Raw genomic sequence first — 15961 nt, 5'->3', positions numbered from 1 at the left:
TGGGCGTCGCCATGTCGGCGACATGGCGGTATCCCGGGCCGGCTGATACCGCCATGTCGCCGACATGACGCGGGCGTCGGGCGGCGCGGGGCGGCCCGGCGGGTGGCCGGGGTCGTTTGAGCGGCTGGCGGCCCCGAGATGTGCCCGCTCGATCACGCCGGCGGGCTTGGACGTCGCGACCGATCAGCACCGCCGCGTCGATCCGCAGGACCGTGGCGATCTCCTGGAGGGTCGACACCCGGTCCAGCGCGCGGACGCCCCGCTCGACCTTGTCCACCCAGCTCTTCGACTTCCCCAACCGGTCGGCGAACACCTGCTGAGACAGCCTTCGTCGCCCCCGCCAGTACGCCACCCGCCGCCCGACCGGCAGCCGATCACCGTCCACGCCGCCACCGCCGGTCCGGCACCGCCCGGGTCGTCTCCTCGACCGGTATCCGATCCGCCTCGGCCTGGGCGAGGATCCGCCGCCTCGCCGCCTCCCGCTCGGCGGCCTCCGCCTGCTCTCCTCGACTCGTTGTCGGCTCGTCGTCGTGACTGCGCATCGCCACCTCCGTCGGTGCGGCGGCAACATGCCGGCGCGCCATCAACGATGACGCCGCAAGGTCGCCGGACGCGACGGCACACGCCGCGACAATCCAGACACATGAGGGGCGACATTCTGGCGACATGCCGCTATCGTGGCGTCATGACCACCCCGAACACCGCGCTCCGCGCCGTTCGCACCGGGATGCGCATGAGCCAGGACGACTTCGCCCGCGCGCTCCAGGGCGCCGGCCACCGCGTCGGCGAGCCCAACGACGCCAACAAGCGACTCGTCCAACGCTGGGAATCCGGCGCGATCGCCGCACCACGCCCCGTCTACGCCCGCGCGCTGGAGGTCGTCACCGGCCTGCCCATCTCGCTGCTCGGCTTTGCGGCGGTGCCGGGCGAACATGTCGCCCAGGACCAGCACGGCGGCCACGACCTGACCTCACCCATGTCCAGCCTGGCCACGCCGACGCCGAGGTCCAGCCCAGCCGCAGCCCACAGGTCGTACGAGGGTGTGTGGCTCAGCCGCTACCAGTACCACTCCAGCGGTCGCGGCGACTCCTTCGCCGGGCAGCACTTCGTCGTGGTCCTCCAGCACGGCGACCGGTTGACCGCGCGCAGCCTGCCCGGCTCGGCGGCATCGTCGCTCTCCCTGGACCTCACCGTGGACGGTGCCGTCGTCACCGGCACGTGGGTGGAGCAGCCCGACCCGACGGGCTACTACCGGGGCGCCCGATACCACGGCGCGATCCAGTTGCTGGCCGAGCCCACGGGGCGTCGGATGGCCGGAAAGTGGGTCGGGTTCGGCAAGGACATGGACGTCAACACCGGCCCGTGGGAACTCGTCTTCCGCGATGCCTCGACATCCAAGGCGACGCTCGAGCGCTACAACACGTCACCGGCGTAGCGCATCGAATGCTTGTTTGTCGTCTATGCCCTGAAGAGGCAGGGCATCACCGGCACGGGGAGGGACAGATGAGCGAGGACCAGCACGCCGCCGCGATGAGGTTCGTCTTCGAGGCCGGCGTCCTCAAACGCGCCGCCCGGACCGGCTGGTGGTTCGCCGGGGTCAAGCACCCCGAGACCATCGCCGAACACTCCCACCGCACCGCCCTCATCGGCATGATCCTCGCCGCCATGGAAGGCGCCGACCCCGCCCGCGTCACCATGCTCTGCGTCCTGCACGACACCCAGGAAACCCGCACCACCGACCTGCCCCACATCGCCAAGCGCTACCTCACCGCCGCCCCCAACACCACCATCACCGCAGACCAGGTCGCCGGCTGCCCGCCCGCCGTCACCGACACCATCACCGCCGCCGTCACCGAATACGAAGCCGGCGAAACCCTCGAGGCCATCGTCGCCCGCGACGCCGACAAACTCGAGTGCCTTGTCCAAGCCGTCGAATACCGCCACCAGGGCATCGACAACGTCCAACGCTGGATCGACAGCAGCCGCGCCGCACTCCGGACCAACTCCGCCCACCGCCTCGCAGACGCCGCGCTCGCAGGTCAGCCCTTGGCCTGGCTCACACCGCCCCCGAAGCCGGCGTAGCTGACCCGCGCCCATCTGGCGTCCCGCCGCGGTGTCGAGCTCGTCCAGCCTGGCTTGATGCCGACCACCCACATGACGAACCCATGGCGGGCACCGCTATCGGGCAGCCTCGTCGCGGATGGACCCCCTGTACGGGAAGGCAACCAGTAGGGCGGTGACGAGGCTGACCGCGAGCAGGATGCGTATCACGTTGAACAGCACCGTGTCGCCGGTGGACTGGGGTGGGAAGATGTCCTTGACGAGCCAGCCGACGCCCAACCCCAGCCCCAGACAGGCGTGCATCGCGGCCCGCAGGCGCGGGGAGGGCTGCGGGCGGCCGAAGATCCGGGGCACTGCCGTGCCGCCACGGCTTCTGGCGAGCAGTGCGGCGGCGACGGCCAGGTTGGCCACGGCGACCGCGAGGGCCATGACCGGGTCCACGAATCGCATGGCCAGACGCTAGCGCTAGCGTCTGGCTGCCTGCGGCCTGGGACCAGCAGCGTCGTACGGGTGCCAACGCGCAGCCACGCATGCCAGATGTGCCGGGGCCGGGATGTCTACCGCTTCGGCTCCCGCGGTGACTGCGGACGCAGTGGCCGCCCTACGCTGCTCACGCTGGGTTACCAGAAGAGTTGCGCGGTGGTGTTCGTGGCCATGCTGCTACCTCGCCTTCATGAGGAGTTGGTGAGCAACGGCCGTGGTGAATCGAACTAACAAGGTGCCATGATCGACTTATGCCGCTGTGGGAGGCCATCTGGCGCATCGGGGTACCGATGATCGTCGTCATCGGCGCCGCAGTCGCTGTCACCCTCGCCTTCTCCGAGCCGCCGGGCAGGTTCTCCCGGCCACGCGGCTGGCAGTGGGCGTGGGCGGGGCTATGGCTGATGACGGCCGGTGATGCGGCCTTTGGCGACGCCAGATCGCCCTTCGAGCGCGCCTGGAAGGGTGCCACCGCGCTGCTCGTTGCCGTGGCCGTCATCGTCGCTGCGTGGCGCCACTACCGGTGGCGGAAGCGTGCCCGGCTTGCGGACGGATCGCCTCCGCTCGTCGGTCGGCCACCTCGGTCGGCTTCGTAGCCTTCGGCGCAACTGTCTGCTGGTACCGCAGCACCGCGAACGGCCTGGCATTCGCCTGCGCCTTCGTGCCCGATCTCCCGAGGACGCGGGGTCTCGCGTCGTCGAGGAAGTACGGGGATGGCCACGTCATCTCGCTGTGGAACGAGGAGGACGCCGCGAAGCCGCGATAGGAGAGCGTGTCTCTGCAACCGTCAGAGTCGTCCCGCTTCGATGATGCGGCGCAGGAACTGTCGGGTGCGGGGCTCGGTCGGGTCACCGAGCACCCGTTCCGGCGGCCCCGACTCGACGACCCGCCCGCCGTCGAGGAAGCACACCTGGTCGGCGACCTCGCGGGCGAAGCCCATCTCGTGGGTGGCCAGCACCATCGTCATCCCGTCGGCCTTCAGCTCGCGGATCAGGGCCAGCACCTCGCCGACCAGCTCCGGGTCCAGCGCCGAGGTGACCTCGTCGAGCAGCATCAGCCGGGGCGAGTTGGCCAGCGCCCGTACGATCGCCACCCGCTGCTGCTGCCCGCCGGAGAGTCGGTCGGGGTAGGCGTTCGCCTTGGCCCCCAGCCCGACCCGGTCGAGCAGCTCCCGGGCCTGCGCCTCGGCCTCGGCGCGGGGCCGCCGGTGCACCCGCACCGGGGCGAGGGTGACGTTGTCCAGCACGCTCAGGTGCGGGAACAGGTTGTACGCCTGGAAGACCATCCCGATGCGCCGGCGCACCCGGTCGGGGTCGACCCGGGGGTCGGAGATGTCCTGGCCGTCCAGCTCGATCGTGCCGTCGTCCAGCTCTTCGAGCAGGTTGACGCAGCGCAGCAGCGTGGACTTGCCCGACCCGGACGCGCCGATCAGCGCCACCACCCGGTGCTCGTCGACGCTGAGGTCGAGCCCGTCGAGCACCACGTGACCGCCGAAGGTCTTGCGCAGCCCCCGGCACCGCAGCAGGCTCATCGTCGTCACCTTTCCTGCCGGCGGGCCGCGCGCAGCGTCACCCAGTCGGTGACGGCGATCAGCGGGATCGCGAGCAGCACGAACAGCGCCCCGGCCACGATGTACGGGGTGTAGTTGAACGTCTCGGCGGTGGCGATCTGCGCGGCGCGTACCGCGTCGATCGGCCCGGCGAGGGAGACCAGCCCGACGTCCTTCTGCAGCGCGACCACGTCGTTGAGCAGGGGCGGGGCCACCCGGCGGACGGCCTGCGGCAGCACCACGTGCCGCATCGTCTGCCGGTAGGTCAGCCCGAGCGACCGGGCCGCCGCGAGCTGGCTGGGGTGCACGGATTCGATGCCGGCCCGGAACACCTCGGCCAGGTAGCCGCCGTAGGTGAACACCAGCGCCAGCCCGCCGAGCACCAGCACCGGCGGCATGCCCTGCAACCGCAGGCCGGGCACGCCGAGGGTGAGCACGTACAGCACGATGATCAGGGGCAGGCCCCGGAACGTGTACGTGTAGCCCGCCGCGAGGGCCCGGACCGGGAAGAAGACCGGGCCCCGCAGCGTGCGCAGGATCGCCACGAGCAGACCGAGCAGCAGCGCGCCGGCCGCGCAGCAGACCAGCAGCCGCACGTTGAGCCAGAGCCCGGCGAGCACCTCGGGCAGCGCGTCCCGGGCGATCGCCGGGTCGGCGAAGGAGGCGCGGACCCGGTCCCAGCCGGGCGCGCCGGTGACCGCGACGACGAGCAGCGTGCCGAGCGCGGCCGTGGAGGCGGCGGCGACCAGCACGCTGGTGACGGTCTGCCGGCGGCGGTACGCCTGCCGCCGCCGCTGCGCCGCGGAGGGTTCGTGCGGTGCGAGGATCACTTCAGCTCGTACGCCCCCGCGACCTGGGTCAGCCACTTCTGCTCCAGCTTCTTGAGCGTGCCGTCGGCGGTGAGCTGGCCGACCGCGCCGCTGAGGCAGGGGGTGAGGGGCGAGTTGTGGTCCAGCAGCAGCCCGAACACCTCGGGCGTGCCGACCTGCGGCAGCTGCCCGACGACCGTCGCGTCGGTGATCTCCGCGCCGGTGATGTAGAAGGCGGTCGGCAGGTCCACCACGAGGCCGTCGATCTGCCCGTTCTGCAGCGCCTTCTTGGCGTCGTCGTTGCTGTTGTAGACCTGCGGCTTGGTCTTCGGCTTGATGACGTCGGTGATCGCCTGGTAGCTGGTGGTGCCGACCTGCGCGCCGAGCTTCGCGTCCCGCAGGTCGGCCAGCGTCGTCTTCCCGGCGATCTTCGCGGACTTCCGCGCGATCACGGCCTGCCGGACCAGGTAGTACGGCCCGGTGAAGTCGACGGCCTTCTTGCGCTCCTCGGTGATGGAGAACTGGTTGATGTCGAAGTCGAACTCCTTGGGGCCGGGGGCGACGGCGACGTCGAACTTCACCCGGGTCCAGGTGACGTCGGCGCGGGCGTACCCGAGCTTCTCGGCCACCGCATAGGCCACCGCGGCCTCGAAGCCCTCGCCGGTCTCCGGCTTGTTGCCGACGAACCACGGCGCGTACGCCGGCTCGTCGGTGGCGATGGTGAGCTTGCCCTGGGTCCGGGTGGGCAGCTTGTCCTTCAGGCAGTCCGGGCCGGCGGTGGCGGCGGGGGTGAGTGCGGTGACGGGGGTGGCGTCGTCCTGGGGCGCGCAGGCGGCCACCGCGACGAGGACGGTGCCGGCGGCGGCGAGCGCGACGGTACGGGAGCTGAGCATGGCGGACAGCGTAGAGCCATCGACGCCCGTCGCGCAGGTGCGTCCCGCCGCCGTGCTGCCGGATCCGGGCCGGTGGGACCGGCGGACCCGCCGCGCGCCGGGCCGGGCGGGTGCTGGAAGAATCGCACCCCGTGAAGACGTTCGAGGAGTTGTTCGCCGAGCTGCAGGCCAAGGCCGCTGCCGGCACCCCCGGCTCGGGCACGGTGGCCGCGCTGGAGAAGGGGGTGCACTTCATCGGCAAGAAGGTCGTCGAGGAGGCGGCCGAGTCGTGGATGGCGGCCGAGCACGAGGGCCCGGAGCGGGCGGCCGAGGAGATCTCCCAGCTGCTCTACCAGGCGCAGGTGCTGATGCTGGCCACCGGGCTGGAGCTGAAGGACGTCTACCGACATCTGTGAGTGCGCCGTCCGCTGATCATCTCCACCGATCGAGGGAGCACTCCGTCATGCTGCGTGTCGCCGTACCCAACAAGGGCGCCCTGGCCGAGAAGGCCGCCCAGATGCTGCGCGAGGCGGGCTACCGCCAGCGCACCGACCCCAAGGACCTGGTCTGCCCGGACGAGGCCAACGACATCGAGTTCTTCTACCTGCGGCCGAAGGACATCGCGACCTACGTCGGCTCGGGTGACCTCGACGTCGGCATCACCGGCCGGGACCTGCTGATCGACTCCGGCGCGCCCGCCGAGGAGGTGGTCGACCTGGCGTTCGGCCGGGCCACCTTCCGGTTCGCCGCCCGGCCGCAGGACGTCGCGGGCGTCCAGGAGCTGGGCGGGCACCGGATCGCCACCGCGTACCCGGGGCTGGTCGAGCGGTACCTCGCGGAACTCGGCATCAAGGCCGAGGTGATCCGGCTCGACGGCGCGGTGGAGAACGCCATCCGGCTCGGCGTCGCCGACGTCGTCGCCGACGTGGTGGAGACCGGCGCCACGCTGCGCCAGGCCGGGCTGGTCGTCTTCGGTGACCCGCTGCTGCGCTCCTCGGCGGTGCTGGTGCGCCGGGTCGACGCCCCCGAGCACCCGCAGGCCGCGCAGCTGCTGCGCCGGCTGCACGGGGTGCTGGTCGCCCGCCGCTACGTGATGCTCGCCTACGACGTGCCGGCCGGGCTGCTGGACCGGGCCAGCTCGCTGACCCCCGGCATCGAGTCGCCGACCGTCTCGCCCCTGCACCGCGAGGGCTGGGTGGCGGTGCAGGCGATGGTCCAGCGCGACGACGTGCACCGGATCATGGACGAGTTGTACGAGCTGGGCGCCCGCGCCATCCTGGTCACCAACATCCACGCCTGTCGGCTGTGAGGCCGCTGCCGCCGGCCGCCGCCCTCGCGACCGTGGTGCTGGGCGGGGCGGCGTCGGCGGCTCAGGCGGCGGGTAACGCGGTGCTGGGGGAGCGGGCCGGCGACCCGATCCTCGGCGCGCTGGCGAACAACCTCGGCGGCTGCCTGGTGGTCCTCGTCGGCCTGTCGGGCCTGCCGTCGACCCGGGCCGGGCTGGACGCGCTGCGCCGGGCCCGGCTGCCGTGGTGGTCGTACCTGGGCGGGCTCGGCGGGGCGGCGATCGTCACCGTCGCCACGTACGTCGTCCCGGTGCTCGGGATCGCGGTCTTCACCATCGCCCAGGTGGCCGGGGGCAGCCTCGGCGGGCTCGCGGCGGACCGGGCGGGCCTGGCCCCGCTGGGCCGGCTGCGGCTGACCGGGCCCCGGGTGGCCGGCGCGCTGCTCGGCGTCCTCGCCGTGGCCCTGGCCCAGCTCGGCCGGCCGGTCGGCGGCGTCGCGGTCGGCGGGGTGCTGATCGCCGTCGCGGGCGGGGCGGCGGTGGCCGTGCAGTCGGCCCTCAACGGGCGGGTGTCGGCGGCGGGCACCACCACCGCCGCGATCGCGGTCAACTTCGCCGTCGGCACCCCCGTCGTCGTGCTGGTGGCCGCGTTCGTCGGGGCCTTCTCCGGCCCGGCGCCGACCTGGCCGCACGAGTGGTTCCTCTATCTCGGCGGCCTGTACGGCGTCGGCATCGTCCTCGCCCTGATGCTCGGCGTGCGCGCCGTGGGGGTGCTGCGCACCGGGCTGGCCCTGGTCGCCGGGCAGCTCGGCGGCGCACTGCTGCTGGACGTGCTCCTGCCCGGCGGGGCCGGGCTGCGCTGGCCGGTGCTGGTCGGCGCGTTGCTGACCCTGCTGGCGGTGGTCGTCGCCGGCCGTGGCCCCGGCTTGCGGCGGGTCGGCGACACGGTGGGACCGCGCACCGGCCCCGCGCCGGTGGGTGGCAGACTGGGCGGGTGAGCGAAACCGCACCGGTGACCCTGCGTCCCCGCCGGATCCGGCTGGTCTGCTGGGCGTCGGCCGCCGCGCTGCTGGTCGTGTTCAGCCTGGTGGCCACGTCGCTGGCCGGCCCCACCGGCAACGGCTACGGCACCTTCCAGCGTGGCGACCAGCTCGCCATGGTCGGCCTGGGCGTCCTCGGGGCGCTCGGCATCCTGCTGTTCACCCGGCCCCGCGTCGAGGCCGATGCGCTGGGCGTGCGGGTGCGCAACGTGCTCGGCTCGTACGAGCTGCCCTGGGAGGTCGTGCGGGGGGTGCGCTTCGACCGGGGCGCGCCGTGGGCGAGCCTGGAGCTGCACGACGACGACCTGGTGCCGATGGTGGCGCTCCAGGCGGCCGACAAAGAGCTGGCGGTGGACGGCGTGCGCGCCCTGCGCCGGCTGCACCAGGCCCACCTCGCGGCGCTGGCCGAGGGCGCGGCCGGGCGCTGACCCGCCGCGCCGGGCCCGACGCCCGGTTTGGGGGCCGGCCCGGTGACGGTGTAGTGTTGCTGAGTCGACCAGACTGCCCCCGTGTCCCACGTGTGGGTGGTCCTGAAGCGGAGCGCCCTGCTCCCACCCGAGTCGCCCCAGTTGGTGGCCGGGTCCCGGTCACCGGTTCCGGGCACGTCCCGGTTTCGGATGCGCGATCCTGTGATCGTGCCGACCGGTCGAGCGGGCCCTGGCATGCGCCGGGGCCTTCTGCTTTCCGGGTCGGCCCCCGCCACGGGGGCCGCGGGAGTCGGCCACCGCAGAGCACTCGACTCGAGGAGGCCCCATCAGCGTCGAACCACGCGTGAACGAGCAGATCCGGGCACGTGAGGTCCGACTGGTCGGTCCCGAGGGTGAGCAGGTGGGCATCGTCCCGCTTGAGCGCGCCCTTCAGCTGGCCGCGGACGTCGACCTGGACCTGGTCGAGGTTGCGCCGATGGCGCGCCCGCCGGTGTGCAAGCTCATGGACTTCGGCAAGTTCAAGTACGAGAGCGCACTCAAGGCGCGCGAAGCGCGGCGTAACCAGCAGCAGACCGTCATCAAGGAAATGAAGCTCCGACCGAAGATCGACCCGCACGACTACGAGACCAAGAAGGGTCACGTGGTGCGGTTCCTCAAGGCCGGCGACAAGGTCAAGGTGACGATCATGTTCCGCGGTCGGGAGCAGAGCCGCCCGGAGCTGGGTTACCGGCTCCTGCGTCGCCTCGAGTCCGAGATCACGGAGCTGGGCTACGTGGAGGCCGCCCCGAAGCAGGACGGCCGAAACATGATCATGGTTCTCGCTCCGCACCGGGCCGTCAAGGCCTCCGCGGTCGCCGCCACGGCGTCCCGCGGCGCCGGCCGGGAGCGTCCCGCGGAGGAGTCCGCGGCGCCGGCGGTGGGCGAGACCCCGGCGGGCGAGACCGCAGCAGCCGGTGAGACCGGCACGACCGCCGACACCGGCGGTCAGTAACAGGGGAGAGACGTTCCACATGCCGAAGATGAAGAGCCACACGGGTATGGGCAAGCGGGTCAAGGTGACCGGCAAGGGCAAGATCGTCGCCGAGCAGGCCGGCAAGCGCCACCTGCTGGAGAAGAAGTCCTCCACCCGGACCCGTCGGCTGACCGGCACGGTCGAGCTGGCCAAGGCCGACACCAAGCGCATCAAGAAGCTGCTCGGCCGCTGACGCGCGCCACCTGAACCGAAGAAGGAGTTGAGATGGCACGCGTCAAGCGGGCTGTGAACGCCCAGAAGAAGCGTCGTACCCTGCTGGAGACCGCGAGCGGCTACCGCGGTCAGCGCTCCCGGCTCTACCGCAAGGCCAAGGAGCAGGTGCTGCACTCGATGCAGTACGCCTACCGGGACCGTCGCGACCGCAAGGGCGACTTCCGGCAGCTGTGGATCACCCGGATCAACGCGGGCGCCCGCGCCAACGGGATGACCTACAACCGGCTGATCCAGGGCCTGCGCCTGGCCGGCGTCGAGGTCGACCGCAAGATCCTCGCCGACCTGGCCGTCAACGACGCGGCGGCCTTCGCCGCGATCGTCGAGGTCGCCCGCGCCGCCGTGGCGGCCGAGGGCACCGGTGGCGCGGCGGCCCAGGCCGCCTGATCCGCCAGCACCCGACCGAGGCGCCTCCCGTGTCGTCCACGACGCGCGGCGGGCGCCTCGGTCGCGCTGTGGAGCCGCACACCATGCCCTTCACCCCGCGTACGCCCCGGGTCGTCGCCGCCCGCCGGCTGCACCGCCGCCGTGACCGCGACGCCACCGGCCGGTTCCTCGCCGAGGGCCCGCAGGCCGTCCGGGAGGCTTTGGCCCGCCCCGGCACGGTCGCCGAGCTGTTCGGCACCCCGGCCGCCCTCGACCGGCACGCCGACCTGGCCGCCCGCGCCGCCGCCGCCGACGTGCCGGTCTCCGACGTCACCGACGACGCCCTCGCCGCGCTCGCCGAGACCGTCGCGCCGCAGGGCCTCGTCGCCGTCTGCCGGCACCTCGACGTGCCGCTGTCCGAGGCCCTCGCCGCCGGCCCGCGCCTCGTGGCGGTGCTCGCCGAGATCCGCGACCCGGGCAACGCCGGCACGGTGCTGCGCACCGCCGACGCCGCCGGGGCCGGGGCGGTCGTCTTCGCCGGCGACGCCGTCGACCCGTACAACGGCAAGTGCGTGCGGGCCTCCGCCGGCAGCCTCTTCCACGTCGACGTGGTCCGGGCCGGCGATCCCCTCGCGGTCGTCGCCGCGTTGCGCGCCGCCGGGCTGGCGGTCCTCGCCACCACGGGGTACGGCGACCGCGACCTCGACGACCTCGCCGACGCCGGGGCGCTGGCGACGCCGACCGCCTGGCTGTTCGGCTCCGAGGCGCACGGGCTGCCCGACGGGCTGACCGCCGCCGCCGACGCCCGGGTCCGGGTGCCCCTGCACGGGCGCGCCGAGAGCCTCAACCTGGCTGCGGCCGCCGCCGTGTGCCTGTACGCTTCAGCCAGAGCACTGCGCCGCCGCCCCTGACGGGTGCGGTGCGGCCGTCCAGCAGGGAGTCGCCCGAGATGATGAACGCGCCACGGCGTTCGTTTAGCCAGCCCGCCGGTGTCGGCGGGCGGCGGGCCTGACCCTTCCCCTGCACGAACTCCCCACCGGCGGGCTGCGGCGAAGCCGCGCGTCCGTAGACTCGCCTCGCCGCCCGCGCAGGGCCGGCGCCGCCGTGAGGAGTGCCCGTACGCCATGACCTACCGCAACGATCCGTACGACCCGAAGCAGGTCGCCCTGCTCGACCCGGACGCCCTGGCCGGTGCCGTGGCCGACGCCGAGCAGGCGTTCGCCGCCGCCGCCGACCCGGACGCGCTGACCGCGCTGCGCCCCGCGCACCTCGGTGACCGGTCCCCGGTCGCCCTGGCCCGCCGGGAGATCGGCGCCCTGCCGCCGGCCGCGAAGGCCGACGCCGGCAAGCGGGTCAACGAGGCCCGCCGCGCGATCGAGGCCGCCTACGCCGCCCGCGCCGAGATCCTCGACCGCGAGCAGGCGCAGCGGGTGCTGGCCACCGAGCGGGTCGACGTCACCCTGCCCTACGACCGCCGCCCGCGCGGCGCCCGGCACCCGCTGAGCACCCTGATGGAGCAGATCAGCGACCTGTTCGTCGGGATGGGCTACGAGGTGGCCGAGGGGCCCGAGGTCGAGCTGGAGTGGACCAACTTCGACGCCCTCAACATCCCCGTCGACCACCCGGCGCGGGGTCTGATGGACACCTTCCACATCGCCCCGCCGGCCGGCGCGGACAGCTCCGGGCTGGTGCTGCGCACCCACACCTCCCCGGTGCAGGCGCGCACCATGCTGGCCCGCAAGCCGCCGATCTACGTCGTCGTGCCCGGCCGGGTCTACCGCACCGACGAGCTGGACGCCACCCACGCGCCCGTCTTCCACCAGGTCGAGGGCCTCGTGGTCGACAAGGGCATCACGATGGCCCACCTGCGCGGCACCCTCGACCACTTCGCCCGCGCCATGTTCGGCGAGGGCGCGAAGACCCGCTGGCGGCCGCACTACTTCCCGTTCACCGAGCCGTCGGCCGAGTTCGACGTGTGGTTCCCCGAGCACCGCGACGGGCCGCGCTGGGTCGAGTGGGGCGGCTGCGGCATGGTCAACCCCCGGGTGCTGCGCGCCTGCGGGATCGACCCGGAGGTCTACTCCGGATTCGCGTTCGGCATGGGCATCGACCGCACCGTGATGTTCCGCCACGGGGTCAGCGACATGCGGGACATGGCCGAGGGCGACGTGCGGTTCACCCGCGCGTTCGGGGCCGGGGCGTAGACGGTGCGGGCACGAGACAACGAGACGGTGGTCTGAGAGTCATGCGAGTTTCTGTCAGCTGGCTGCGGGAGTACCTCGACCTCCCCGCCGACCTGCCCGCCGCCGACCTGGAGCAGGCGCTGGTCGACCTCGGCATCGAGGTCGAGTCGATCGTGGACCTGCGGTCGACGGTCACCGGCGCGCTCGTCGTCGGCGAGGTCCTCGACATCGAGGAACTGACCGGCTTCAAGAAGCCGATCCGGTTCTGCCGGGTCGACGTGGGCGCCGCCAACGGCACCGGCGAGCCGCAGGAGATCGTCTGCGGGGCGCGCAACTTCGCCCCCGGCGACCGGGTCGTGGTGATCCTCCCCGGCGGCGTGCTGCCCGGCGGCTTCGCCATCGGCGCGCGCAAGACGTACGGGCGCAACTCCCACGGCATGATCTGCTCCGCCAAGGAGCTGGGCCTGGGCGACGACCACTCGGGCATCATCGTGCTGCCCGAGGACACCCCCGCCAAGCCCGGCGACGACGCCCGCCCGGTCGTCGGCCTCGACGACGTGGTCGTCGAGGTGGAGATCACCCCCGACCGGGGGTACGCGCTCAGCGTCCGGGGCATCGCCCGGGAGTTGGCCCACGCCCTCGGCGTGCCGTTCCGCGACCCGGGTCTGGCCCCGGCCCCCGGCGCGACGGCCGAGCCGGCGTACCCGGTGGAGGTCCGCGACACCGTCGGCTGCGACCGGTTCGCCGCCCGGATGGTGCGCGGCATCGACCCGACCGCGCAGACGCCCGGCTGGATGCGGCAGCGGCTCACCGTCGCCGGGGTGCGCAGCATCTCGCTGCCGGTCGACATCACCAACTACGTGATGCTCGAACTGGGCCAGCCGATGCACGCCTTCGACGCCGCCCGGATCACCGGCACCCTCGTGGTGCGCCGCGCCGCGGCGGGGGAGAAGGTCACCACCCTGGACGGGGTGGCCCGCACCCTCACCGCCGAGGACATGGTCATCTGCGACGACACCGGCCCGGTCTCGCTCGCCGCCGTGATGGGCGGCGAGACCAGCGAGGTCGTCGCGTCCACCACCGACGTGCTCTTCGAGGCCGCCCACTGGGACCCGGTGATGGTGGGCCGCACCGCCCGCCGGCACAAGCTGTTCAGCGAGGCGGCGAAGCGCTGGGAGCGGGGCGTCGACCCCGCCCTGCCGCTGGTCGCCATCGAGCGGGCCGTCGGGCTGCTCACCGCCCACGCGGGCGGCACCGCCGGGGCCGAGATCCTCGACCTCGACCACGTCCGGCCGCGTACCCCGGTCAGCCTGCCGGTGGACCTGCCGGGCCGGCGGGTCGGCGTCGCCTACTCCCCGGAGCGGGTGGTCTCCCTGCTGGAGCAGGTCGGCTGCCACGTCACCCGGGGCGTCGACCGGCTCGGCGAGGACCCGGGCACGGCCGGCGTGCCGGCCGGCGGCGCGGACGTGCTCACCGTCGTCCCGCCGAGCTGGCGTCCGGACCTCACCGACCCGGCCGACCTGGTCGAGGAGGTGGTCCGCCTCGACGGGTACGACCGGGTGCCGTCGGTGCTGCCCACCGCGCCCCCCGGGCGGGGCCTGACCTGGCAGCAGCGCCGCCGCCGGGCGGTGGCCCGCTCGCTGGCCGAACGCGGCTACGTGGAGGTGCTGGCCCACCCGTTCGTCGCCGGTTCGCTGGCCGACCTGCTCGGGTTGCCCGCCGACGACCCGCGCCGGGCGGCGGTGCGGGTGGCCAACCCGCTGTCGGAGGAGGAGCCGCTGCTGCGCACCACGCTGCTCGGCCCGCTGCTCGGCATCCTCAGGCGCAACCTCGGCCGGGGCCACCGCGACCTGGCCCTCTACGAGATCGGTGCGGTCTTCCACCCGCGCCCGGGCGTCGGCGCCCCGCCCGCCATGGGCGTGGACCGGCGGCCCACCGACGCCGAGTTCGCCGCCGCCGACGCGGTCGTGCCCGACCAGCCCCGGCACGTCGCCGTGGTGCTGACCGGGGACGTCGAGCCGGCCGGCTGGTGGGGCGCGGGTCGCCCGGCCGGCTGGGCGGACGCCGTCGAGGCCGGCCGGGCGGTGCTCGCCGCGGCCGACCTGCCCGCCGACCGGATCGAGGTGCGCGCCGCCGAGCACGCCCCCTGGCACCCCGGCCGCTGCGCCGAGCTGCTCGTGGACGGGGTCGTGGTCGGGCACGCCGGTGAGCTGCACCCGGCGGTGCTGGCCGCGCTGGAGCTGCCGAAGCGCACCAGCGCCATGGAGCTGGACCTCGACGCGCTCCCGGCCGCCCCGGTCGCCCCGGCCCCGACGATCTCCGGCTTCCCGCCGGCCCTGATCGACGTGGCCCTCGTGGTCGACGAGCGGGTGCCGGCGGCGCAGGTGCAGCAGGCCCTCGTCGAGGGCGCGGGCGAGCTGCTGGAGGGCGTGCGGCTGTTCGACGTCTACGCCTCCGAGCAGCTCGGGGCGGGGCGGCGGTCGCTGGCGTACAAGCTGACGTTCCGTGCCCCCGACCGCACCCTGACGGTCGAGGAGGCGGTGGCGGCCCGTGACGCGGCGGTGGCCCGCGCGGCCGAACGCTTCGGCGCCACCCTCCGCGGCGCCTGAGGTGCAAGCAGGGGCCCCCTCTTAACGCTTTCCGTATAGGAAGGGGCCCCTGCCAACCGCCGCTGCCCGGGCCCGGTGGGCCGTCAGTGCTCCTCGGCGTCCAGTCCGCCGAGGGCGCGCAGCCGGGGCAGGTCGCGTACGGTGATGCGCCGGTAGTCGGTGTCCACCAGGCCGTCGGCCCGCAGCTCGCGCAGCGTCTTCTGGATGGACGTCTCCGCCGCCCCGCAGATCGTGGCCAGCTCCGGCTGGGTGAGCCGGACGTCGATGACCACCCCGTCGCGGCTGCGCCGGCCGTGCGTGCGGCACAGCTCGGCGATCACCCGGGCCACCCGGATCTTCACCGCGTACGAGGTGAAGTCGATCCGGCGGCGGTTGGACCAGCGCAGCCGGTCGGACACCATCGCCGCCAGTTCGAGGGCGGCCTGCGGGTGCGCCCGCAGGAACTGGTTGAACCGGTCCCGGGAGATGACGCTGTAGACGGTGGGCCCGCAGGTGGTGACCGTCGCCGAGCGGGGCTTGTCGTTGAGGGCCGACATCTCGCCCATCAGGTCCCCGCCGACGCGCAGCGACAGCAGCGCGGCCCGCCCGTCGGGCACACTGGCCGTCACCTTCGTCAGCCCCTCCTCCAGCAGCACCAGGTGCGACTCGCGGACCCCCTCGTGGATCAGGATCTGTCCGGCCGGCACCTGGCGTCGTACGCCCAGGTCGAGCAGCGCGGTGCGGGCCGGCGGCTCCAGCCGCCGCAGGAAGGTGCCGTACGGCCACTCGGCCCGGGGCGGTTCGTGGTGTCGCATCGACGACCTCGCACTCCTTGTCCGACGGAAACCGTCGAAGCGTAGCCGCCCCTGCGCGTAGCGCGAGGCCCTCGCGCGGATCAGGGCGACCGCCACGGTCTGGAGGGCCACCACCACGAGTGCCTCGACCGGCGACCAGCCGGCGGCCAGCAGGAGTTCGGTCACGTCCGTCATGCGTCCAGCACACCCGACCCGGCCCGCCCGGATACCGGATCCGAGAGGGATGACCGGTGCCGGACAGA

The 15961-nt window shown here is 73.5% G+C and carries 19 protein-coding genes and 1 pseudogene; 13 read left to right on the top strand and 7 right to left on the bottom strand.

The window, feature by feature from the left end:
* Positions 1–160: 160 nt before the first annotated feature.
* Positions 161–370: pseudogene (locus LPA42_RS26800) on the bottom strand (helix-turn-helix domain-containing protein); the annotation flags it as partial.
* A 4-nt stretch (positions 371–374) separates the two neighbouring features.
* Entirely contained in the window at positions 375–542 is a 168-nt protein-coding gene (locus LPA42_RS26795) for a hypothetical protein (protein ID WP_228986936.1), read from the bottom strand.
* 143 nt (positions 543–685) lie between these two features.
* On the opposite strand from LPA42_RS26795, the gene LPA42_RS26790 reads away from it, so the two are divergent.
* Both LPA42_RS26790 and LPA42_RS26785 read left to right on the top strand, forming a co-directional pair.
* Complete coding sequence (locus LPA42_RS26790; protein ID WP_077936854.1) at positions 686–1435, top strand: DNA-binding transcriptional regulator; 750 nt, start codon at positions 686–688, stop codon at positions 1433–1435.
* Positions 1436–1503: 68 nt separating this feature from the next.
* Positions 1504–2082, top strand: coding sequence for an HD family hydrolase (locus tag LPA42_RS26785; protein WP_077936855.1), 579 nt, complete (start codon positions 1504–1506; stop codon positions 2080–2082).
* Between the two features lie 96 nt (positions 2083–2178).
* Here LPA42_RS26785 and LPA42_RS26780 read toward each other — a convergent pair whose 3' ends face one another.
* On the bottom strand, positions 2179–2511 hold the full coding sequence (locus LPA42_RS26780) for a hypothetical protein (RefSeq protein WP_144082583.1): 333 nt from the start codon (positions 2509–2511) through the stop codon (positions 2179–2181).
* A 284-nt stretch (positions 2512–2795) separates the two neighbouring features.
* Between LPA42_RS26780 and LPA42_RS26775 the strand changes: the two genes are divergently transcribed.
* On the top strand, positions 2796–3137 hold the full coding sequence (locus LPA42_RS26775) for a hypothetical protein (RefSeq protein ID WP_077936857.1): 342 nt from the start codon (positions 2796–2798) through the stop codon (positions 3135–3137).
* Between the two features lie 191 nt (positions 3138–3328).
* On the opposite strand, the gene LPA42_RS26770 is transcribed toward LPA42_RS26775, so the two are convergent.
* The 3 genes from LPA42_RS26770 to LPA42_RS26760 are packed head-to-tail and all read right to left on the bottom strand — an operon-like array spanning position 3329 to position 5792.
* Positions 3329–4072 (bottom strand): amino acid ABC transporter ATP-binding protein, encoded by a 744-nt coding sequence (locus LPA42_RS26770; RefSeq protein ID WP_077936858.1) that lies wholly within the window; start codon positions 4070–4072, stop codon positions 3329–3331.
* Between the two features lie 5 nt (positions 4073–4077).
* Complete coding sequence (locus LPA42_RS26765) at positions 4078–4920, bottom strand: amino acid ABC transporter permease (RefSeq protein WP_077936859.1); 843 nt, start codon at positions 4918–4920, stop codon at positions 4078–4080.
* On the bottom strand, positions 4917–5792 hold the full coding sequence (locus LPA42_RS26760; RefSeq protein WP_077936860.1) for an ABC transporter substrate-binding protein: 876 nt from the start codon (positions 5790–5792) through the stop codon (positions 4917–4919). Before LPA42_RS26760 ends, LPA42_RS26765 begins: the two co-directional genes overlap by 4 nt.
* A 131-nt stretch (positions 5793–5923) precedes the next feature.
* Here LPA42_RS26760 and LPA42_RS26755 point away from each other — a divergent pair, with 131 nt between their 5' ends.
* The 10 genes from LPA42_RS26755 (at position 5924) to pheT (ending at position 14925) form a co-directional block, all read left to right on the top strand.
* Positions 5924–6187, top strand: coding sequence for a phosphoribosyl-ATP diphosphatase (locus tag LPA42_RS26755; protein ID WP_036375234.1), 264 nt, complete (start codon positions 5924–5926; stop codon positions 6185–6187).
* A 47-nt stretch (positions 6188–6234) separates the two neighbouring features.
* Positions 6235–7080 carry an ATP phosphoribosyltransferase gene (gene hisG, locus LPA42_RS26750; RefSeq protein ID WP_043968014.1) on the top strand — a complete coding sequence of 282 codons (846 nt, stop codon included), beginning with the start codon at positions 6235–6237 and terminating at the stop codon, positions 7078–7080.
* Positions 7077–8054 (top strand): DMT family transporter, encoded by a 978-nt coding sequence (locus tag LPA42_RS26745; RefSeq protein ID WP_077936861.1) that lies wholly within the window; start codon positions 7077–7079, stop codon positions 8052–8054. The genes hisG and LPA42_RS26745 overlap by 4 nt, the downstream gene beginning before the upstream one ends.
* The gene (locus LPA42_RS26740; protein ID WP_077936862.1) at positions 8051–8524 is read left to right on the top strand and encodes a PH domain-containing protein; all 474 of its coding nucleotides are present in this window, start codon (positions 8051–8053) and stop codon (positions 8522–8524) included. The genes LPA42_RS26745 and LPA42_RS26740 overlap by 4 nt, the downstream gene beginning before the upstream one ends.
* Before the next feature lie 343 nt (positions 8525–8867).
* Positions 8868–9515, top strand: a complete 648-nt coding sequence (infC, locus tag LPA42_RS26735) for a translation initiation factor IF-3 (RefSeq protein WP_077936863.1) — start codon at positions 8868–8870, stop codon at positions 9513–9515.
* A 19-nt stretch (positions 9516–9534) separates the two neighbouring features.
* Positions 9535–9729: a 50S ribosomal protein L35 gene (gene rpmI / locus LPA42_RS26730; protein ID WP_043968020.1), complete on the top strand. Its 195-nt coding sequence runs from the start codon at positions 9535–9537 to the stop codon at positions 9727–9729.
* Positions 9730–9761: 32 nt separating this feature from the next.
* Positions 9762–10154 (top strand): 50S ribosomal protein L20, encoded by a 393-nt coding sequence (rplT, locus tag LPA42_RS26725; RefSeq protein ID WP_007075852.1) that lies wholly within the window; start codon positions 9762–9764, stop codon positions 10152–10154.
* An 83-nt stretch (positions 10155–10237) separates the two neighbouring features.
* The gene (locus LPA42_RS26720) at positions 10238–11044 is read left to right on the top strand and encodes an RNA methyltransferase (RefSeq protein ID WP_077936878.1); all 807 of its coding nucleotides are present in this window, start codon (positions 10238–10240) and stop codon (positions 11042–11044) included.
* Positions 11045–11257: 213 nt separating this feature from the next.
* Positions 11258–12337 (top strand): phenylalanine--tRNA ligase subunit alpha, encoded by a 1080-nt coding sequence (pheS, locus tag LPA42_RS26715; protein WP_077936864.1) that lies wholly within the window; start codon positions 11258–11260, stop codon positions 12335–12337.
* A 41-nt stretch (positions 12338–12378) separates the two neighbouring features.
* On the top strand, positions 12379–14925 hold the full coding sequence (pheT, locus tag LPA42_RS26710; protein ID WP_077936865.1) for a phenylalanine--tRNA ligase subunit beta: 2547 nt from the start codon (positions 12379–12381) through the stop codon (positions 14923–14925).
* An 83-nt stretch (positions 14926–15008) separates the two neighbouring features.
* Here the strand turns inward: pheT and LPA42_RS26705 are convergent, their stop codons facing one another.
* Positions 15009–15893 carry a Crp/Fnr family transcriptional regulator gene (locus LPA42_RS26705; protein ID WP_228986935.1) on the bottom strand — a complete coding sequence of 295 codons (885 nt, stop codon included), beginning with the start codon at positions 15891–15893 and terminating at the stop codon, positions 15009–15011.
* Positions 15894–15961: the final 68 nt, after the last annotated feature.

It is taken from the genome of Micromonospora sp. DH13, assembly GCF_020873825.1.
Lineage (GTDB): Bacteria > Actinomycetota > Actinomycetes > Mycobacteriales > Micromonosporaceae > Micromonospora > Micromonospora haikouensis.
The sequence above is the reverse complement of the archived record's forward strand: the minus strand, read 5'-3'. Positions and strand labels throughout refer to the sequence as shown.